General features: G+C 63.5%; 20 protein-coding genes. 10 read left to right on the forward strand and 10 right to left on the reverse strand.

Annotated elements, in window-relative coordinates:
• The first annotated feature begins 225 nt into the window (after positions 1–225).
• Complete coding sequence (locus tag KG722_RS07995) at positions 226–1,977, forward strand: DUF4332 domain-containing protein (RefSeq protein ID WP_213271215.1); 1,752 nt, start codon at positions 226–228, stop codon at positions 1,975–1,977.
• Here KG722_RS07995 and KG722_RS08000 read toward each other — a convergent pair whose 3' ends face one another.
• Entirely contained in the window at positions 1,978–2,958 is a 981-nt protein-coding gene (locus KG722_RS08000) for a Gfo/Idh/MocA family oxidoreductase (protein ID WP_213271216.1), read from the reverse strand.
• A 186-nt stretch (positions 2,959–3,144) separates the two neighbouring features.
• On the opposite strand from KG722_RS08000, the gene KG722_RS08005 reads away from it, so the two are divergent.
• Positions 3,145–3,570: a hypothetical protein gene (locus KG722_RS08005; RefSeq protein ID WP_213271217.1), complete on the forward strand. Its 426-nt coding sequence runs from the start codon at positions 3,145–3,147 to the stop codon at positions 3,568–3,570.
• A gap of 85 nt (positions 3,571–3,655) precedes the next feature.
• Positions 3,656–3,937 (forward strand): hypothetical protein, encoded by a 282-nt coding sequence (locus tag KG722_RS08010; protein ID WP_213271218.1) that lies wholly within the window; start codon positions 3,656–3,658, stop codon positions 3,935–3,937.
• Positions 3,938–3,945: 8 nt separating this feature from the next.
• Here KG722_RS08010 and KG722_RS08015 read toward each other — a convergent pair whose 3' ends face one another.
• From KG722_RS08015 to KG722_RS08030, 4 genes are all read right to left on the reverse strand, one after another.
• The gene (locus KG722_RS08015) at positions 3,946–7,218 is read right to left on the reverse strand and encodes an efflux RND transporter permease subunit (RefSeq protein WP_213271219.1); all 3,273 of its coding nucleotides are present in this window, start codon (positions 7,216–7,218) and stop codon (positions 3,946–3,948) included.
• Positions 7,218–8,291, reverse strand: a complete 1,074-nt coding sequence (locus tag KG722_RS08020; RefSeq protein ID WP_213271220.1) for an efflux RND transporter periplasmic adaptor subunit — start codon at positions 8,289–8,291, stop codon at positions 7,218–7,220. The genes KG722_RS08015 and KG722_RS08020 overlap by 1 nt, the downstream gene beginning before the upstream one ends.
• A gap of 162 nt (positions 8,292–8,453) precedes the next feature.
• On the reverse strand, positions 8,454–9,953 hold the full coding sequence (locus KG722_RS08025) for an amidase family protein (RefSeq protein ID WP_213271221.1): 1,500 nt from the start codon (positions 9,951–9,953) through the stop codon (positions 8,454–8,456).
• 67 nt (positions 9,954–10,020) lie between these two features.
• Positions 10,021–10,593, reverse strand: coding sequence for a superoxide dismutase family protein (locus tag KG722_RS08030; RefSeq protein WP_213271222.1), 573 nt, complete (start codon positions 10,591–10,593; stop codon positions 10,021–10,023).
• 48 nt (positions 10,594–10,641) lie between these two features.
• On the opposite strand from KG722_RS08030, the gene KG722_RS08035 reads away from it, so the two are divergent.
• Entirely contained in the window at positions 10,642–11,394 is a 753-nt protein-coding gene (locus KG722_RS08035) for a TlyA family RNA methyltransferase (RefSeq protein WP_213271223.1), read from the forward strand.
• Here KG722_RS08035 and KG722_RS08040 read toward each other — a convergent pair.
• A complete protein-coding gene (locus KG722_RS08040) occupies positions 11,391–11,966 on the reverse strand; it encodes a copper chaperone PCu(A)C (protein ID WP_213271224.1) in 576 nt (191 codons plus the stop codon). The two genes, KG722_RS08035 and KG722_RS08040, sit on opposite strands and share 4 nt — an antisense overlap.
• 97 nt (positions 11,967–12,063) lie before the next feature.
• Positions 12,064–12,834: a glycine zipper domain-containing protein gene (locus KG722_RS08045; RefSeq protein ID WP_213271225.1), complete on the reverse strand. Its 771-nt coding sequence runs from the start codon at positions 12,832–12,834 to the stop codon at positions 12,064–12,066.
• A 127-nt stretch (positions 12,835–12,961) separates the two neighbouring features.
• Between KG722_RS08045 and KG722_RS08050 the strand changes: the two genes are divergently transcribed.
• Together KG722_RS08050 and KG722_RS08055 are read left to right on the forward strand one after the other, a co-directional pair.
• Positions 12,962–14,059 (forward strand): class I SAM-dependent methyltransferase, encoded by a 1,098-nt coding sequence (locus tag KG722_RS08050; RefSeq protein ID WP_213271226.1) that lies wholly within the window; start codon positions 12,962–12,964, stop codon positions 14,057–14,059.
• Between the two features lie 149 nt (positions 14,060–14,208).
• The gene (locus KG722_RS08055; protein WP_213271227.1) at positions 14,209–14,709 is read left to right on the forward strand and encodes a porin family protein; all 501 of its coding nucleotides are present in this window, start codon (positions 14,209–14,211) and stop codon (positions 14,707–14,709) included.
• An 82-nt stretch (positions 14,710–14,791) separates the two neighbouring features.
• Here KG722_RS08055 and aroC read toward each other — a convergent pair whose 3' ends face one another.
• Positions 14,792–15,883, reverse strand: coding sequence for a chorismate synthase (aroC, locus tag KG722_RS08060; RefSeq protein WP_213271228.1), 1,092 nt, complete (start codon positions 15,881–15,883; stop codon positions 14,792–14,794).
• Between the two features lie 84 nt (positions 15,884–15,967).
• Between aroC and pdxH the strand changes: the two genes are divergently transcribed.
• The 4 genes from pdxH (at position 15,968) to KG722_RS08080 (ending at position 18,922) form a co-directional block, all read left to right on the forward strand.
• Positions 15,968–16,627, forward strand: coding sequence for a pyridoxamine 5'-phosphate oxidase (pdxH, locus tag KG722_RS08065; protein WP_213271229.1), 660 nt, complete (start codon positions 15,968–15,970; stop codon positions 16,625–16,627).
• 90 nt (positions 16,628–16,717) lie between these two features.
• Positions 16,718–17,107, forward strand: a complete 390-nt coding sequence (locus tag KG722_RS08070) for a DUF4345 domain-containing protein (RefSeq protein ID WP_213271230.1) — start codon at positions 16,718–16,720, stop codon at positions 17,105–17,107.
• Positions 17,108–17,662: 555 nt separating this feature from the next.
• Positions 17,663–18,016 (forward strand): DUF4398 domain-containing protein, encoded by a 354-nt coding sequence (locus tag KG722_RS08075; RefSeq protein WP_213271231.1) that lies wholly within the window; start codon positions 17,663–17,665, stop codon positions 18,014–18,016.
• Between the two features lie 12 nt (positions 18,017–18,028).
• Complete coding sequence (locus KG722_RS08080) at positions 18,029–18,922, forward strand: OmpA family protein (RefSeq protein WP_213271232.1); 894 nt, start codon at positions 18,029–18,031, stop codon at positions 18,920–18,922.
• Positions 18,923–19,021: 99 nt separating this feature from the next.
• Here the strand turns inward: KG722_RS08080 and KG722_RS08085 are convergent, their stop codons facing one another.
• Together KG722_RS08085 and KG722_RS08090 are read right to left on the reverse strand one after the other, a co-directional pair.
• The gene (locus KG722_RS08085) at positions 19,022–19,411 is read right to left on the reverse strand and encodes a hypothetical protein (RefSeq protein WP_213271233.1); all 390 of its coding nucleotides are present in this window, start codon (positions 19,409–19,411) and stop codon (positions 19,022–19,024) included.
• Positions 19,408–20,010, reverse strand: coding sequence for a glycerophosphodiester phosphodiesterase family protein (locus tag KG722_RS08090; protein ID WP_213271234.1), 603 nt, complete (start codon positions 20,008–20,010; stop codon positions 19,408–19,410). Before KG722_RS08090 ends, KG722_RS08085 begins: the two co-directional genes overlap by 4 nt.
• Positions 20,011–20,042: the final 32 nt, after the last annotated feature.

Here is a 20,042-nt window from a genome sequence, read left to right on the forward strand (position 1 = left end):
CCGGGAGTGGGGCCTTTTTGACACATGCCCCGCGCACAGGAACCTCCTGCGCCGCGGTTGCCCCTCCGGCTGAAGGGAGGACGGCCGCGCTCAGCGCCTGTTGCGATGGGTGCAGTTATCATGGGCAAATGGCCCCTGCCAAGCGTCTGGCAGAATATTAGGTTAACAGCACATTCACTATTTCGGGCCACCACTGGACTCCTGATTTGCTCTCAGGATGAGACCATGACCCTGCTTGAACGCGTTATCCGCGCGCATCGCTGCCGCTCAACCCACCATTTCATCGCATTTGATGCGCTGTCCCTGCTTGAGGGAGAGAAGGCCGATGGCTGGAAATCGCTGATGCTGGTGCATCATGAGCACCTCCTGAAGGGCGCCAAGGCGCCGGATGACACCTTCAAGGACTTCAAGAACCATGTCCTGCATGTGGGCGAGGGCGAATGGGGGGGCGCGCGCGCCAAGGCGGCCGAATGGTATGCCGTCGCGGTCGACCTGCTTCGCCGCAAGCGCTGGAGTGAGGCTGCCTGGGCGCTGGGCGTCCTCAGCCATTATTACGCAGACCCGATCCAGCCCTTCCACACCGGCCAGACCGAGGCCGAAGGCGTCATCCACCGCGCCGTGGAATGGAGCATCGCCAAATCGCGGCCGGAGATAGACGCACGCATTGCCGAGCAGGGGTATCCGGACGTCAAAATTCCCGCTGGCCTCGGCTTTGTCTCCGACATGGTACGCGAAGGGGCGCAGCGATCGCACGCCTACTATAATGTTTTCATTGATCATTACGACATTGACGCAGGCGTTGCCGATCCGCCCGCCGGGCTCGACGAGACGATGCGGTCTGCGATCGTGGAGCTGGTCGCCTATGCCACCGCCGGGTTTGCCGCGATCATGTCGCGGGCGATCGAGGAGGCGGCCGTCTCCCCGCCCAGGGTGAACCTCACCCTGCAGGGCTATATCGAGACCCTCGACATTCCCCTGCGCTGGATCACGGCGAAGCTGGAAGACATCGGCGACCGCCGCCAGGTCGAAAAGATGTACAAGGAATTCCGGAAGACCGGAAAGGTTATCCGTACCCTGCCGGAGGACGACAAGCTGATCCGCGAAATGCACGCTAAGGAAGTGCGCCGGATCTCGATCAAGCAGCTGAATGCCGAGCCGGCAGCGCCGATAGGCACGAAGCGCGATGACCTGCCCGAGATCGCCAAAGAGGCTGATCCGGAGCTTCTGGAAGAGGCGTTTGAGGACGAGGAAATCGAGGCGGAGGCAGACGGCCTGGCCGATGAGACTTCGCTCGACGAGGAAGAGGGGGCTCTGGACGCAGCTGATGAAGCAGAGGCCTCCGAAGAGGATGAAGAGTTCATCGAGGCGGAAGACGAAGATGCCGATCTTGATGCTGAAGAAGAGGTCGACGCCGAGGCCGATGAGGCCGAGCTGGACGACGAAGACTATGACGATGAGGAAGACGAGACCGAAGCGGACGCCGAGACCGATGACAGCGATCTTGAGGACGAAGAGGCCCCGCCCGCCATCATCGCGCCGGTCTCAACCCGGCGTCATGCCAATGCGCTCACATTCGAGTCTCCCGTGGTCGATGCGCCCTCCATTGGGCCGAAGACGGCCGTACATCTCGCCAGGGCAGGCATCGAGACAGTCGGTGACCTGATCATCTGCGATCCGGATGAAACGGCCGAGCTGATTGCGGTGCGCCACATTACCGTCGACGCGATTGAGACCTGGCAGATGCAGGCCACCCTGATGATCGAAGTGCCCGGGCTGCGGGTGCATGACGTTCAGCTGCTGGTGGGCGCAGGCATATCGTCTCGTGACGATCTGGCCAGCGCCTCGGCCGGTACGATCTTCGAACTGGCGATGGAATTCCTGCAGACGTCCGAAGGCAGCCGCGTCCTGCGGCCCGGCGAGACGCTGGAGGAGGACGAAGTGGAAGAGTGGATCGAATTGGCGCAGGAAACCGCCTGATCAGGTTCCGCGCGCCTTAAGCCCGCCTGCTTCATAGATCGCATCAATCATCGCCATGTTGGCAACAGCGTCTTGTCCGCCCGTGAGCGGTGAGGCACGCCCGGCGATCACATCCATCATGTGGGCGAGCTGGTAGTCATAGGTCGTTTCTCCGTCCACGGTATAGCGTTCAACGCGTTCGCCGCGCTGGATCGAAATCGAGTTGCCCTTGCTCGGGTGCAGCGGGTTCATGGCCCGCAGGATGCCTTCGCTGCCCCTGAGGGCGATAAAGGCGCGTGTCTTCTGCCCCGGTTTCATGGACGTCCGGATGCGCCCGGGAATGCTGCCCGGGAAGGCAAGCTCGGCCTCCGTCACCAGATCGATACCGGGCGTTCCTTCCTCGATACGGGCGGAGACAAGGTCTGGTTCGCACCCGGCAATCGAGCGCAGCCAATGCAGCGGGTAGCAGCCAAGGTCCATGAGGGCGCCGCCGCCAAGGTCGGGCCTGTGGCGAAGCTCATCTGGCGAATAGGGGATCATCACGGAAAATTCCGCCTTCATGGCGCAGAGTTTTCCGATGGCGCCGCCACCGACCTTTTCGAGGATGTCGAGAAACATCGGATGAACGCGGTAGTGGAAGGCTTCCAGCAGGTGTTTGCCTGTGCGCGCTGCCGCGCCGGCCATCGCGCGCGCTTCTGCGGCGTTCATTGCGAAAGGCTTTTCGCAGAGGACATGCTTGCCTGCCTCAAGGGCGGCAATCGAGAGGTCTGCGTGACGGTTGGGCGCCAGGGCGTTGTAGATGAGGTCGATGCCGGGATGGGTGATGAGCGCTTCATAGCTATCCACAACTTCCCGAATGCCGTGCCGGGCGGCATAGGCAAGGGCCTTCTCGCCATCCCTGGCGGCGACGGCCACAATCGCGCAGTCGCTCCGCCGCTTCACCTGCGGGATCAAGGCCTTGGGCGCGATTTTTGCCGCCCCCAGGATGCCGATCTTGATCATGCTTGGCCCTCCATTGCGGGCAACAGGTAAACAAACGGGCGACTTTTGTTTACCCCTGCCTGACATCGCTTAATCTCTTTCTTGATGGTTGGCCCAAAAAGATTCACCTGATTCAGAAATCAGAAACCACGCTCGCGTTTAGTGGGGCTTCCACGAGGCCGTTGGACCCTAGGAGTGCCTTTGCCAATGATGATTGATCTGATAGCGCACATCGCTAAAGCCAACGGCCTCGCGGAACCCCTTGCAAAACAGGCGCTTGGCATTCTGCTCAATGGCGCAGACCGCCAGGGCGCGCCGCTGGCCGCTGCCATATTCCGCACGGTTCCCGGCACACGGGCGCTCGCCGCACGGGCAGGTTCGGATATCGGCGCCCCGACCGGTGACATCGCCCGTCTCATCGAACTGACCCCCGGTGGCCGCCGCCGCGTTGTCGAGCACATGTTCGGCGCCTTGCGCAACGCCGGCATTGACCATGAAACCACAGGCCGCATCCTGCCTTCGATTGGTGCCTGGATGCAGGATACCTATGGCATCGAAGGGCTTGGCCTGCTCGGCGCCCTGATCGCTCATGACAGCGAAGCGGGCGCTGCTGCCGCCGCGCGCGCTGCCTGAGACAGCCATTCTGACGCGAGGGCCTGTCTTTTCATTTCCGGCCAAGCCCGCTAGAGCCCCTCGTCTGAACTGACGAGGGCCTGCCATGACCATAACCGAAAACCTGCGCGCGGATGAAGCGATTGCCGTGCGGCTGATGCAGGCGATCCGGGCTGATGCCGAAGTCCAGTGTGCGCCCGGTATACTCGATCTGGTGTCGGTGACGCTTGACCTCTCGGCGACTGCCGAAACGCCCGAGGCGCTGACCTACACTCCGCGTGTGGACCGCAGGACCCGCACCATCCTGTTCACCAGCGGATCGGCCAGGGGCAAATCCGGCGCTGTGATGACGGCAACCGTAGTCTACCGGATCCGCCCCGCTGAGTGATCGGGCGCCTATTCGGCGGCCGGAAGAACTTCCCTGGCCGGCTTTCCGTCCTCATTGGCTGCAACGCTGCCCGAAGGCGGCGGCGTGCGATCCCCGCCCTTGCGGGCGCGGAGCCAGCCGATGAGCTGGAGCATGTAAGGCTTCAGCCAGTCGGCAACTTTCCGCGCGCGGCGCTTCATCCGGTAAGGCACCAGCAGCCAGGTCGGTGTCACGAGCAGGATCATGAGCGTGGAAAAGGCGAGGCCGAAGACAACCGCCGTGGCCAGCTGGACCCACCATTCGGACGTTGATCCGCCAAAATTGATCGCGCCTTGGGAGAAGACCACCGTCGCCTGAAGCACCATCGGCAACAGCCCGCATACGGTTGTTCCCGTGGTGAGGAGGATCGGGCGGATACGCTGGGCCGCTGTCGCCAGGGCGGCATCTTCCGGGGCGCGCCCATCAGACAAGAGGCGGTTATATGTGTCGATGAGAACAATATTGTTGTTCACGACGATGCCCGCGAGCGCAACGATACCCGTGCCGATCATCAAGATGCTGACATAGGGCAGGACAAGGTTGATGCCGACAAGAACGCCTGCCGTGGAGATGATCACGGCCGTCAGCGTCAGGATGACCTGCCAGAAATTGTTGTATTGCCACAGCAGAATCACCGCCATCATGAAGAGGGCCGCGGCGGCTGCCCCGCCGAAGAAGGCGGCTGCCTCGGCGGTGTCTTCGTCCGCGCCTTCAAAGCGCACTTCCACGCCGGCGGGCATATCCTGCCGGGCAATCCACTCCTTGAGTTCGGCCACGATAGCCGCGCCGGCGCCTTGTTCCATAGCGTTGGCACGTACCGAGACCACGCGTTTGCCGTCGCGACGCTCAATCGTGCTGACACGCGGGGCAGGTTCCCGGTTCACAAAGAGGGACAGGGGTACATTGCCTTGCGGCGTTGTGATCCGAAGGCTGTCAATGGCGGAAGCCGAGCGGTCATCTTCCGGGAAGCGAACGCGGATATCCAGTTCGTCATTGGAATCGTCGGGCCGGTAGCGGCCGACGAGGATACCGTTGGTGACCAGCTGCACGGCGGCGCCGACCTGGGCAACATCCACGCCGAACTTTCCGGCTTCCGCGCGGTCTACCGTCAGCTGATATTCAACGCCGGGCAAGGGCCGGGAATCGTCGATCTCGCGCACGTCGTTGCGCGCCTCCAGCCAGCCACGGATCAAGTCGGCTGCCTGATAAAGTTCACCATTGTCGAAGCCGAGCAGGGCAACCTGGATGTCCTTGCCGCCGGGCGGGCCTTGCTCGCGCGCGCTGATCTGGAAGCGAAGGGCAGGCACATTGGAGAGGCGTTCACGGACGACTTCGAGCGTCTCGCGGCCATTATAGGGGCCATCGGCAGTTGTCTTGAGATCCATCAGGATCTGGCCGATCGTGTCGGCGGGCATGCCGCCAGAAGCATCCATGTTGACGCCGCCGTTTGAGGTGCCCGAACGGGTCGAAAGGGCTGTGATACCGTCAAGGCCGGCGATTGCCGCTTCCGCGCGCTTGACCAGTGCCGATTGCTCCGCCGCCGACAGGGCGCCTTGCGCCTGAACGAAGACATAGGCCTGTTCCGGTTCGATATCGAGGAAGAGTTCAGACTTGTGCTGCTCGGATCCAAACCAGGTGAAGATCAGGAAAACGGCGCCAAACGCGATCCCTGTGGTGATCAGCGGGCGTTTGATGGTCTGGCTGACGATGCCGACATAAGTGCCAAGCCATCCTTTGGCCTTGCGCGGGTCTGAGTCTGCCGCCAGGGTAGCGAGGTCTTCATCTGTGCCGCCCGGACGGGCACCGAACACCGAACCCAGAACGGGAAGGAAGATCAGGGCGGAGATGAGCGATGCCGTCAGAACAAAGATCAATGTGATCGGCAGGTAGGCCATGAACTTGCCGGGCATCGAGTTCCAGAAGAGGAACGGCACGAATGCAGCAAGAGTGGTGAGCGCAGAGCTGACAACCGGCCAGAACATGCGCTTGCCGGCCATGGCGTAGGCTTCCTTGCGCGGCCGGCCTTCGGCCATCTTCCGATCGGCATATTCGGTAACGATGATGCCGCCATCAACGAGAATACCGACGGCAATGACGAGGCCGAACATCACCATCATGTTGATGGTGTATCCAAAGGCGCCGAGGAAAAGGAATGCCATCACGAAGGTGGCGGGAATGGAAATGCCGACAAGCGCGGCAGACCGCACACCGAGCGCGGCCACAACGATGATCATCACCAGCACGATGGCCGTCATGATCGAGCTCTGAAGCTGGCCGAGCTGCGTGCCGATCATTTCGGACGTGTCAGAAGTGACCACGGCTTCAATCGTCGGCGGCCAGGATTCCTGCTCGATGGCGATGGCTTCGCGCACGAAATTGGCGGTATCGAGAATGTTGGCGCCGCTGCGCTTGACCACTTCGATCAGCAGGGCGTTTTCGCCATTGAAGGTCGCAAAGCTTGTCGGGTCCTTGAACGTTCGGCGCACTTCGGCCACGTCGCCCAATGTGATCACGGCGTTCTCGGTGCGCTTGACCGGCAGTGCGAGCGCGTCGGCGCCGGTGCGGATGATGCCGGGCACCTTGACCGCGAAGCTGCCCTGGCCCGTCTCGATGGAGCCGGCGGCGACCAGCCGGTTATTGGCCGAAACCACCGACATGATTTCCTGATAGGAGATGTTGTAGGTTTCCAGCTTCACCGGATCGACGACGATCTCGAGTAGCTCTTCCCGTTTGCCGAGCACGCGCGCCTCAAGGATGGTGCCGTTGCTTTCCAGCCGGTCTTTCAGGTTTTCGGCGATGCGGGCCAGGCCGCGCTCGGGCGCGTCACCATAAAGGTTGACGACCAGAACCGGGAACTGCGCGGCGTTGAATTCGGTAACAATCGGCTCGCGCGCGTCTTCGGGGAAATAGCGCTTGGCCATGTCCACCTTGTCTTTGACGTCCAGAACGGCCTGATTGATATCGGCGTCGATCTCGAATTCGAGCACCAGCTGGGCGGCGCCTTCGGTGCCGTAGGAGTTGAAGGTCTTGAGGCCCTCGAGCGACTGGATTTCCTGTTCGATGGGTCGGACAAGCAGGCGTTCGGCGTCTTCCGGCGTCACGCCGGCCAGGGGAACCGTGATCGCCACGAAGGGGATCGGAATGTCCGGGTCCGCTTCCTTGGGCATGTTTATATACGTGATCGTTCCGGCAATCAGCACACAGACCAGGATGGTAAGGATCATCCTGGCCCGGCCGATGGCCCAATCAATGACGCCGGTCATCAGCGGGCTCCCTCGGCCGGAACCGGCTGGATCTTCACGCCGTCATTCAGATAGTCCTGGCCCATCGAGATCAGCAGGATGCGTTCAGGAAGACCCGTCACCCAGGCGCCTTGAGGCGTTTCGTCGATCACGTTCACCTGCGCGAAGGTGACTGTGTCGTCCTCAAGCACATGGCGCACGCCGAGTTGTCCGCCGTCGGAAAGGGTCAGCAGGGAGGGTTTGATAAGGGTTGCCTGAACCTCTCCGGCAGGAATGGTCAGGGAGGCGGTTACGCCCGCCGCAACAATCTCATCGCCGGTTTCGAGTTCTGCTTCCATCGGAAAGGTCCGGGTCTGTTCATTGGCCGTGCGCGCGACAAAGCGCAGCTTGGCGGGGAATTTGCGCCCGTCTGCGAGCAAGGCTTCGCCGGTCATCCCCGTCTTGATGAGACCGGCCTGGGCTTCAGTCACTTCGGCGGCAACGATCACTGGCGTCATGTCCACCAGAAGGCCGCAGGCGCCGCCGGGGGAAAGGTAATCACCCGCCTCGGCCAGCCTGCGCTCGAATACGCCGTCAAACGGCGCCCGGATCTGCGTGCGTCCCAGCTCCACCTTTGCCGCGGTCACGGCGGCTTCGGCGGCGTCGAGGCTTGCCTTGGCCGATGCTTCGCGATTGGCAGGGGTCAGGCCCTTCTCGGCCAGAGTGACTGCAGCTTCAAAGTCGATCCGTGCCGCGTCCCGGGCGGCTTCGGCTTCCTGGACGCGTGCGCTGCGCGATTCAACGTCCAGCCCGCAAAGCAGCGTCCCGGCCTTCACGAATGTCCCTTCGCGGACCGGCGTGGAAACAACCGTGCCCGACGTGCCGGATTTGAGGGTCACGGACTTATCCGGTGCAGTCTGGCCTTTTGCAGAAATGTGGACCATGTGCAGCTGGCTTGTCGCTTCCACGACCAGCGCCTGGGGCGTATCGGGCCGTGCGGACGCCTCTGCAACGGACTGCTCCGTGCTGATGCTGCCGCGCATGGCGCTGCGGACACCGAAATAGGCGACGATGATCGCCAGAATGATTGCTGCGATCAGTACGGAACGGTTCACGTGTGAGGTCTTTCCTGGGAGGAAGGCGGTAAAATAGGTCATCCTGACGCAAGAGTCAGGATCGGTGCTGAAAGATTTCTAGCACGCGACCTCTTTCCACCCTGCAAAGGACCGGAACACTTTGGTTAATTGCTTGTTCTGCTTGATTAATTCTTACGAATATTACAGCGCCGTGACAGGCGGCTTGCGACCCACCCAGGGGCGGGCGGCCTCCAGTTCCAGCGCCAGCTCGAACAGCAGGGCGTCGTCACCCCGGCGGCCGGAGAACATTGCCCCGATCGGAAGGTCCGCCGGCGACCAGCTCAGCGGAACGCTCATGGAGGCTGCCCCGGCAACGTTCATCGGTGAGGTGTAGGCCACAAAGCTGAGCACGCTGTCCATCACGGCGTCGAAATCTCCATCCGGGCCCTGTTCACCAACAGGCACGGCCGGGCTGCCCGTCACCGGGGTCAGGAGAAGGTCCAGATCGCTGAAGAAGGCGTGATACTCCTCCTGGAAGGCGAGCAGGTATCCGACGATGCCGGGAAGGTCTGCCATGCGTTCTGAGGCAAGCCCGGCCAGGCCGAGCGTCCAGGGCTCGACGATCTCAGGGCTGATGGGCTTGCCGGAATATTCGCTGACCTGGCGCGCAAAGTCCGCCGCGCCGGCCGCCCAATAGGTGATGAACGCGTCGGTGAATTTCGGCCCGTCCATCGGGATCGTGTAGTCGATGACCGTGTGGCCAAGATCCCGGCAGAGCTGGGCCACATCCTCCAGCGCTGCGCGCGTCTCGGGATGCAGCTGCGTCCCGCCGATGGGCTCGGGCGCAAAGCCGATCCGCAGGCGCCGCGCCAGGGGCTGTACCTCGCCCAGCATTGGATAGCCGCTCGCCTGCGTTTCCGCCGCACGGAACAGCGCGATGGAATCCCGTACACTGATCGTCACGGCATGGTTCACGGAAATCTGCAGTGGCGGCGGGATCGCGCCGGGCTCGCTGTAGGGCAGCCGGTCGCGCGAGGGCTTCAGCCCGAAGACGCCGCAGGTCGAGGCCGGAATCCGGATCGATCCGCCCCCGTCGCTGGCATGCGCAAAAGGCACCACACGGGCCGCCACCAGCGCGGCCGCCCCGCCGGATGATCCCCCAGGTATCCGGCTGATATCCCAGGGATTGCGCGTCGGGCCATTCGAGAGCGGCTCGGTGGACGAGATCAGCCCCGCTTCCGGCGTGGCGGACTTGCCGAGCGACACGATGCCCGCGCTGCGCCATTTGGCGGCAAAGACATTGTCGGCTGTCGCCCGGTGTCCCGTCAGGCCGCGGCTTCCCTTGAGTGTCGGCGCGCCGCGCCAGTCGATCAGGTCCTTGATGAAGCTCGGCACCCCGGCAAACGGTCCAGACAGCACCCCGCCCGCATCCGAGCGTGCCAGCTCGAATGTCTCGGTCACGATCCCGTTGATCTGGCCTTCCACCGTCCGGGCACGCGCGATGGCCGCTTCCACCTGCGCCAGCGCGGTTGTCTCGCCCGCGGCAATCGCCGCTGCCATGGCCATGCCATCGCGGAAAGCAGGCGGCGTGGCAGGCGCCGAAAAGCTGCCTGCGTCCTTCGGCTCTCCCTGGCCACAGGCGGCCGCCAGTACCACAGCCGCTCCCCCGGCCAGTGCCGTGCGGCGGTTCATCGGCATCATGGGTTGCTCCCCGGCAGGTTCATGGCTGGCAGATCAGGGTCACCGGTCGGATGGCTCGAACGCGCGTTCAGCTTCCATCCGCTTCAATGACTGCGCAAGCAACACGCGGCCCGGCCCCGCCGATGGGTTGGGTCAGGTGGTCATCCCGGTTCTGATGGATCACCAGCGCAATGCCGTCGCCCTCCAGCGCCGGGGCAAGCTCGAAGAGGCCTGTGAAGGCTTCATATCCTGCCGCCCCGTCTGCCCCGGCCCAGATATTGGGAAGGTCGCCCATTTCCGGGCCGACCGGGTTCATCAGGCCATGCTTGCCCTCGGCCTTGCCATGATGCCCGCCCGAAAGCGTGAACGTGCCCACATCCGAACAGTCGCCCTTCTCATGCAGGTGCAGGCCGTGCCAGCCCGGCGCCAGCCCGCCTTCGTCAATCGTCACTTCCATCAGCACGCCGTGTGGCCCCTGCTTCAGTCGCGCCAGGCCGATCTGCGCGCCCGACCCGCCGATGATAAGCGCAATCGCGCTCGCCTCGGCCGGCACCGGCTTTGCCGCCTCCGGCATGTCGGGCGTGTGATTTTCCGGATGGGCCGGGGTGGCGCAGGCAGCCAGGCCAAGGGCGCAAACAGCAGGCACGACAGTTTTCAACATGCAGGGTCTCCTATCGATTTAGGGCTGAGTATAGGGCAGGGTTGGGAAATGTCAGACCCTGACCTGCCAGAAAAAGACCGCGCAGACCGGATGCTCGTTGCCCTCGGCCTGTTTGACACGCGCTCGGCCGCGCAGGCCGCGATTGCAGCCGGCCATGTCCGTGCCGGCGGGCAGGTCATCCGCAAGCCTTCCGAAACCATCGCCCGCACGACGATCATCGAAGCGGCCGCTGCCCATCCCTATGTCTCGCGCGGTGGGCTGAAGCTCGCCCACGCGCTTGATACATTCGGCATAGAGGTCACGGGCAGGACATGCCTCGATCTGGGCGCCTCGACCGGCGGGTTTACCGATGTTCTGCTTCAGCGCGGCGCGGCCCATGTCACCGCCATCGATGTCGGCCACGGCCAGCTCCACCCCAGGATCGCCGCCGACCCGCGGGTCACGGCGATCGAGGGCCTCAACGCCCGTGACCTCTCGGCAGGTCAGCTGAAGTCACCGCCCGGAATCCTCGTCTGTGATCTAAGCTTTGTGTCCCTGCACAAGGTCTTGCCGGTGCCCCTCTCGCTGGCGGCGACGGATGCCGTCCTGGTTGCCCTCTTCAAGCCCCAGTTTGAAGTTGGCCCGGAAAATGTCGGCAAGGGCGGCATCGTCACCGATCAGGCCGCCATCGATACCGCGCTTGGCGCGTTCCCCGGCTTCCTCGCCAGCTGCGGCTGGCAGCCGGACACCCCCATCCCCAGCCCGATCGAGGGCGGGGACGGAAACCGGGAATACCTGTTTCTGGCGAGGCGCCGGACCTAGTCCAGCGTTGCCACGGTGAACGGCATGTCGATCTCTCCGGTCGTGCCATCTTCGTGCTGAATGCTGACGGTTACCGTCACGCTGGCGCCCGGCGTCAGGCTGCCCGGCTGCACCCCGAAGAACATCATATGGTCGCCGCCACGCTTCAGCACGCGGTCTTCATTGGCCGGCACGGCAAAGGCGTCCACCTTGCGCATCGCCATCCTGCCGTCTTCGCTCATTTGATGCGTGTGCAGTTCAACGGCCTGCGCAAACGCCGCCTGCGCCCCGGTGATCGTCACTGCGCGCGTGCCGGCGGCAAATGTGCCAAAGCCCGCCGTCACATCGCGTCCTTCCGGAGGCACGAAAACCGTGCCCTCCAGAAGCGCGAGCGAGCCGGCAATCTCTCCGCGGTCCACCTGGGCGTCCGCTTCCCCGCCCGTCTCATCTTCGGGCCTGGCGGCTTCTTCGCCCGCCTGGATTTCTGCCGCCACCGGCGTTTCAGGGGCAGGTGCCGGGGCATCTGCAGCCGGGGCGCACGCCGCCAGAATCATGCCGGCAATGCCAGCGGCAGAATAGAGGGAAACGCGCATGAGAAGGCTCCGATCCGGTCTTGGGTGACCGGAGTGAAGCCCAGCTTCACGCGGTGGGCAACATCCGTTGATGCCGCACGCCCGCCCGCTTCAGGCGTCAGTAGCCGTAAAGCTCTTCATCCTGCGACCAGCCATCCTGCACCTGCCATTGGCGGCTGGCGTTATTCCAGCAGGCCGTGACAGGATCTCGCATCACCTGGCCGTCGGGCATCCGCGTTTCGCGGTGGATGACGCGGCAGTCCCCGCCGGCAGCGCTCTGGCCGCCGCCATACTGATATCCGCCAGACGGGGGATAGGCCGGCGCCGGGGCAGGCGCCGGGTAAGAGGGATAGCTCGACGCCGGATAGGGCTGCGGGGCAGGCTGGGGATAGGAATTGGGCGCCCCGCGCATCACTTCGGCCCCGCCATAGAGGCCCTGTGTCGATTGCGGGATAGAGCCATAGGGGACCGAAGAATAATTGCTGACCGGCGCATAGGCGACCTGGCAGTCCCCGCTCGATTTCTTGCCGATGTCGCTGCCCGCCAGCCCGCCGACGAGTGCGCCAAGTGTTGCGCCAACGGCCACCTCGCCGGAGTTTGACCGGCTTTCCTTGTAATAGCGCGGCGGGCCACGGCGGCGATATTCGGTATAATAGCGGTCATTGTCGATATTGTTGCCGATGGCGCCGCCGATCAGGCCGCCAACCACCGCGCCGAGGATGGCCCCGCCGGTGCCATCAGAGGATTTCTGCCGCTCGCACTGCACATTGCGGGCAGGCGCAGGATAGGGATCATAGCCGTAGGCGCCGCCATACTGGGCATGGGCCTCGCCCGGCAGGGACACCGCCAGCAGGCTTACGCCGCAGGCAAGAAGGGCCATCTTCATCATCACCGCACTCCTGTTTCGGGGCCATGGGCCGCCAGTGTTGACCCTAGTTTCACCGGTTCAAGCTGAACAGGACCTGAAGGCCAGAAGGCGGCTGGACGGGCGGGGCAGGCAGGCACATATTGAGTCCATGGGATGGCGCAAGATAGCCGCGAAAACTGCCGGACGGGCCCGCTATGCGGCGGGCCAGGGCCTGCGCTCGGCCTGGTACACAGCCCAGATGCAGGCTGCCCGCAGCCGCGCGGAAGGTTTCAACCGGCCCGGCGAACCTGCCTTCGAGCCCAGCCGGGGGCGGCCTGACATGGCCGAGCTTCGCCGCGCCTATTTCGAGCTCTTTCTGCAGGACCGCGCCAATATCGAGGCTGGCCTTTACCCGGCGCCCGGTGAACTCGCCCTCGCGCGACTGCCCGGCACGCTGAAAGCGGCCCGCGCCTTTCAGCAGGATGTCCGGGACGTGGACCGTCGGCGTCTCTCCCGGGACGGCGCGGAAATCCAGCGGCAGTTTGAGGAGGAGGGCGACTTCCTCAAACGCAACGCCAACCGCTATCCGGACTATTACCTCCAGAATTTCCACTACCAGTCCGGCGGCTGGTTCACCGATGAGAGCGCCGAGCTTTACGACACCCAGGTCGAGGCGCTGTTTTCAGGCACAGCCGACGCCATGCGCCGCGCTGCGCTTGCCGAGATCGCGCGGGAGCTGAAGGGCCGCGACCAGCGGCAGGTCAGCCTCCTGGACGTGGCCTGCGGCAATGGCCGGTTCCTCGAGAAAGTGCTGGAGGTCTGGCCAAGGCTGAAGGTCACGGGACTTGACCTTTCCCCCTCCTACACCGAGGCGGCCCGGGCGCGGCTGGCCAAGTGGCGGTCTGTCGATATCATTCAGGACATGGCCGAAGCCATGCCTGTGGAAAATGCAAGCTTCGACATGGCCGTTTCCATCTATCTCTTCCACGAACTCCCCGCGCGTGTCCGTCCGCTGGTTCTTTCGGAAGTCTTCCGTGCACTGAAGCCCGGCGGCCTGTTCATCCTCACCGACAGCCTGCAGTTCGCTGACCGGCCGGCGCTGGACGGCCTGCTCGAATATTTCCCCCATGGTTTCCACGAGCCCTACTACAAGGACTATCTCGGTTGGGACCTTGACGGGGCATTGACGCAGGCAGGATTTGTTAAGGAGTGTGGCAGGCTTGCCTTTCTTACGAAGGTAACCGGCTGGCGAAAGCCACATAGCTGACACCAATATTAAGTATCCGTCATTTAGCGTGGTTTTTCAAACACACCGCTCCTGCTTTGCTTCAAGATGACTGCAAGGAAAGGTGGCACACTGAGTTTCCATTGCTATTTCCGCCCTGCGCTCGGCGCAGATTATGGAGATAGCATATAATGAAAATCGCACTTGCTTCCCTCGCCATTGCCCTCACGGCCGTACCGGCCGCTTTTGCTCAGGGCGATGCCGAATTGAGCGTTGGCTATTCGAACGTTGATGTCGGTCCTGCCGATGTTGGTGCCCTCACGGGTCGTGGCTCTTACTTCTTCACCCGCAATCTGGGTGTCGAGGGTGAGGCATCCATTGGTATCAAGGATGATGATGTTGGTCTGGGTACGGTCGAACTCGACCACTCCGTCGGCGCTTTCGGCGTCGTGCGGGCTCCGGTTTCCGACAAGTTCCACATGTTCGGCCGCGTTGGCTATGCCACCTCGGAACTGAGCGTCAGCGCGCCTGGCGTCGGTTCGGCATCGGGTGATTTCGACGGTGTCGCTTACGGCGTCGGCGCGAAATACTTCGCCACCGAACGCTTCGGCTTCCGCGGCGACTTTACAAAATTTGAAGGCGACGATTCTGATGCGGACGTCTTTTCGGTTGGCGCAGTGGTGCGCTTCTAAGCTTCCCCTGCCAGACTGAATCGAAAACCCCCGGCGCAGAACGCGCCGGGGGTTTTTGTCTTTGGGCAGATGGTCTCAGGGGTCAGCGCCCCGTCTGGCCCCGATGGCGCAGCTTGGCGTCTGCCAGAACGCAGGCCATCATCGCCTCGGCAACCGGTACTGCGCGAATGCCGACGCAGGGGTCGTGCCGGCCAATTGTGCGCACGTCGACTTCCTTGCCATCACGGGTAATGGATTTGACTTCATTGAGGATCGAAGAGGTGGGTTTGATCGCGATGCGCACGACCACGTCCTGGCCTGTCGAAATGCCGCCCGCGACGCCGCCATTGTTGTTGGCGAGAAATCGCGGCGCGCCATTGCCTGCCCGCATTTCGTCGGCGTTGTCTTCGCCGCTCATCGCGGCGGCGGCAAAGCCTGCGCCGATTTCGACGCCTTTGGCGGCATTGATGCTCATCATGGCGCCGGCAAGTTCGGCGTCGAGCTTGCCATAGACAGGCGCGCCCCAGCCGGCGGGAACGCCGGAGGCGTGGACCTCGACAATGGCGCCGGTCGAGCTGCCGGATTTGCGGACGCTGTCGAGATAGTCTTCCCACTGCGCGGCCATCTTCGCGTCCGGGCACCAGAACGGGTTGTTCTGGGTTTCCGCCCAGTCCCAGTTTTCCGGGTCGATCCTGTGCGGGCCAATCTGCACAACAGCGCCGCGCAGGACGATGTCTTCGCCGAGCATCCGCCGGGCGACGGCGCCTGCGCCGACGCGGGCAGCCGTTTCGCGCGCCGAGGAGCGCCCGCCGCCGCGATAGTCGCGCACGCCGTATTTCTGGTCATAGGCATAGTCGGCATGGCCGGGGCGGTAGCGGTCGCGGATCTCGCGGTAATCTTTGGAACGCTGGTCGGTATTCCCGATCATCAGCGAGATCGGCGTGCCGGTGGTGACCGGGCCATCGGTGCGGTCGTCCTCGAACACGCCGGAGAGGATTTTCACCTCGTCGGCTTCCTGGCGCTGGGTGACGAAGCGGGAGGTTCCGGGGCGGCGCTTGTCGAGGAATTGCTGGATGAACGGGGCGTCCAGCGGCAGGCCGGGCGGGCAGCCATCGATCACGCAGCCAAGCGCGGGCCCGTGGCTTTCGCCCCAGGTGGTGACGCGGAACAGGTGGCCGAACGTATTGTGCGACATGTGACAGGCTATCCTCTCGCGGCTGCGGGCCACGTCCTATATGAAAAACGAAGCCTTACAAACCGCGAAAAGGTGGGCGTGCCCATGAGTTCTTCCGTAATTCCGCCAACCCCGAGCGCGGCTGACTATGCCGGCGAGGGCGACCGTCCTCTGGTGCCGGAGGCCAGTGACCCGATCAGCCTCTTCCAGGACTGGATGGCGCAGGCGCGCGCCTCCGAGCTCAACGATTCCAACGCGATGTCGCTGGCGACGGTGGACGCGGAAGGGCGGCCGGATGTGCGGATCGTGCTGCTGAAGGGCGTGGATGAGACGGGTTTTACCTTCTTCACCAACCTTGAGAGCGTCAAGGGCGTGCAGCTGGCGGGCCATCCGGTCGCCGCGCTCTGCTTTCACTGGAAGAGCCAGCGCCGGCAGGTGCGGGTGCGCGGCGGGGTTACTCCCGTGAGCGCGGCTGAGGCCGACGCCTATTTTGCCAGCCGCGCGGCCCAGAGCCGGATCAGCGCGATTGCGTCCGACCAGTCCCGCCCGCTGGCGGACCGGGCGGTCTTCGAGCAGCGGGTGGCAGAAATCTCGTCAATCTATGGCGACGACAATGACATTCCGCGCCCGCCGCACTGGGGCGGGTTTCGCCTGGCGCCTACTGAAATCGAGTTCTGGCAGGACCAGGCGTTCCGGATGCATGACCGGCTGCGCTTTTACCGGAAGGAAGAGGGCGGCTGGGCGACGGTGCGGCTTTATCCCTGAAGCCGGCCGCCCATTCCAAAACGTCACAATATTAAAGGTGACGCCTCCGTCAACTTGTGGGATTGAAGGCCCGCAAATGGGAGGACGGACATGAAACTTGGCTTGCAGATCGTACTTGGACTTTTCTCGCTGATACCGCTGGCCTTTGCCGTGATGGGGATGGCCAATGGCGCGGCCGGGCTTGATCCGGGCGGAAGCATTGCGGCGGCGGTCGACAATCAGTTCCGCTATCTTTCAGGAATGTATGTGGTGGTCACGCTGCTGCTCTGGAGCATCATACCGAAGATCGAGACGCATTTTCGCACCGCCGCGATCATCTGCGCCGCGCTGTTTGTAGGCGGCATTGGGCGGTACCTGTCCCAGATGGTGGTCGGGCCGGGCACGGAGACCCAGCTTTCGGGCATGTATATCGAACTGGGGTCGCCGCTGCTGCTGGTCTGGCTCTGGTTTGTGGTGAGGCAGGCTAAGGCAAAGGCGTAGCGCCTGCGGCCGGAACGCGCGGGGCGCGGCGGGTTTCCTTTGAAACTGTCATCCCGGCCACAGGGCGAAAGCCTGATTGAGCCGGGATCTTCTGTGTGGGGTTTCCGGAAAAAGCGCGGAGAGAAGGTCCCGGATAATCGCTGGCGCGATATCGCGGATGACACGGGGGTTTTCAGGCCAGGAGGACTTAGCGTTTGCCTCCCCCCCTCCGCCCCTGCGGGGCGCCTCCCCCATGAAGAAAAGGGGAGGATACCCGCGCTCGGGGCTGAGGGATTGTCTGCTGGAGGGGTTTCGGATTCCTCCAAAAAAAGCCGACGGGCGGATAAAAACTCCAACGACACTCCCATACCAAAAGTGTCCCAGATCCGGCCATTCTCTTCCAGTTCGGGCCAGTTCGGGCAAGTTCGGGAAAGTTCGGGCCAGAATGGCATGCCTGCCGCCGGTTTCGGCAAAGCGCGGCGCGCGTTATTTTCGCTGGCAGGGAACCTTTGCCGCCGGGGGGCGTTCCTGATTCACGTGCCATGCTCCTGCCAGGAGCGGCCGAGGAGATTTCCCATGAAAAAGATTGTTGCAGCGGCCCTGATGGGCACGCTCCTGCTTGCTGCGCCTGCAGCTTTTGCAAACCCGGCGCGGGATGAACTCATCCGCACCGAATCCCAGATCGCCGCGCTGAATACGGCGGACGCCTCTTCGGCGGCGCCTGAAAATTTCAAGGAAGCCCAGCTCCGCCTCAGCGAAGCCAAGGCCGCCGAAGAAGCCAACAAGCGGGAGATCTCCCTCTGGCGCTCGGCAGAAGCTTCGCTTCAGGCTGAAATCGTTCAGGAAAAGATAAAACTCCGTGCCCTCGAGCGTACTGTCTCTGAAATCGAGACAGGCATTTCCGCGCTGCGCCGCGAACTGAATTCATAGAAAGCCATCCAGATGAAATCCGCATTCAAACAAACCGCCGGCCTTGCCGCACTGACCCTCGCGCTCTCGCTGGGCGCCTGTTCGTCCACGCCCGATCCAAGCCCGAGACTGCTCGCTGCTGAAGCTTCGCTGCAACAGGCCAAGGCCACGCCCGCAACGATGGAAACCGGACGTTCGGCTCTAGAGAAAGCTGACACGTCACTCGCCGAGGCGCGCGACTATTACATGCGCGGCAAGGAAGACGCCTATATCCACACCGTCCGCATGGGCGAAGGCTATGTGATGCTGGCCGGCGCGCGTGGCCGCCAGCGCGAGGCAAATGCCCGCATCGAAGCTCTGAATACGGAGCGTGCGCAGGTCGTCTCCCAGGCCCGGATGCGCGAAGTGGCGTCGGCCGAGGCCGCTACAGCTGACGCTGAAGGGCGCGCAGACCGCTCTGATGCCATTGCGGCGGGCGCGGTTGCCGACAGCGCAAGCTCGGAAGCTGCCCGCATTGCTGCCGAAAACCGCGCAGCGGCGCTCTCGGCAGAGCTGGCTGACTATGAGCAGACCAAGACCGAACTCGGCGTGACGCTGATCCTGCGTGACCTGCAGTTTGCCTTGGACTCAGCGGTGCTGACCAGCGGCGCGCAGGGGCGGCTTGCTCCGCTCGCCTCGTTTATGGCGAAACAGCCGGACTCCCGTATCCAGATTGCCGGGCATACCGATTCCCAGGGCGCAGAATCCTATAACCAGGACCTCTCGGCGCGACGGGCAGCCTCCGTTGGCACCTACCTGATTTCGACAGGAGTGGACGCCTCACGCATCAACACTATCGGCCTTGGCGAAAGCACGCCGCTTTCCTCAAACGATACGGCGGCTGGACGCGCCATCAATCGCCGCGTTGAGGTGACCATCCTCGACTAGTTTGAGGCCGGATAAACTTCAATGCGCGTGGAAACCGCCGGGACCCCTGTCCCGGCGGTTTTTTCATGGGGTCGCATCCAGCGTAATGGAGAGACCGGCTCAGCGCGAAGCGCACGCTGCCCAGCCGTCATCATCGGCGGTGAGCCAGTCGGCGACGCGGTAGGGCTCGTCGGTGGCGATGAGGACGACGCCGTCATCGACGAGGCGCTGGTATTCGCTGCCGTCATCGTCGGCCCAGTACTGGTCGTCGAGGCGTTCGCCCTTGCGGCCGAGGGTGCCGAAGGCGGGCTCGACGCCTTCGTCCAGCAGGCGGGCGAAGGCTGGCGGGTCGGGCTCGCGCGTTCCGGTCCAGGCGATGACGCGGGTGCGGTCGACACCGAGGGCTTCGAGGGTTTCAAGGTCGCGGCTGCCGCGCGCCGAAGCGGTCATCATGGCGCCGGGGGCGACGCGGGCGATCTCGGCGGCTTCCTCATCGGAATAAGAGATCATGATGACATTGCCTTCGGCGCCGGCAGCGGTGACGGCGGCCCAGATGTTGGCGAAGGAGGTGGTTTTCTTGCGGTCGAGCTCCACGATGGTGCCGGTCTCCTTTGCCCAGAGGAGGACGTCGGTGAGCTTGGGGGATTGAAGGCAGTGACCTTGCCGTCGATGTCCTTGAGGCGCTTGCCGGCGATGGCGGACCAGTCGGTATCGGAGTTATAGCCTTCCCCTTCGATGGTGCGCCCGAAGCGGTCGTCATGGTGCAGGAACAGCACGCCGTCACGGCTTTCGGCGACATCGACCTCGAAAACGCGGATGCCGCGCTCCAGGGTGTATTGCATCGTTTCGAGGGCGTTTTCCGGATAGCCGGGGGCAAAGCCGCCGCGATGGGCGGCCACGACCACGCCGCCGGTTTCCCGCAGGCAGTCGAACAGGGCGGGCAGCTCGGTGGCGAGGCCCGCGGTGACCGGCGCGGGCGCCGGGGCGGCGGTGTCAGTGGCGGCGTCTGCAGCGCCCTCTGTAGCGCTCTCTGCAGGGACAGCGGCGGGGGTTTCGCTGCAGGCGGCCAGGACAAGGGCTGAAACAGCCATAACGAGAAGTCTGCACATATACTTGTACTTTCCTTGCGTCAGCGTAGTTG

This window comes from Hyphomonas sp. (genome assembly GCF_018402285.1).
Classification (GTDB): domain Bacteria; phylum Pseudomonadota; class Alphaproteobacteria; order Caulobacterales; family Hyphomonadaceae; genus Hyphomonas.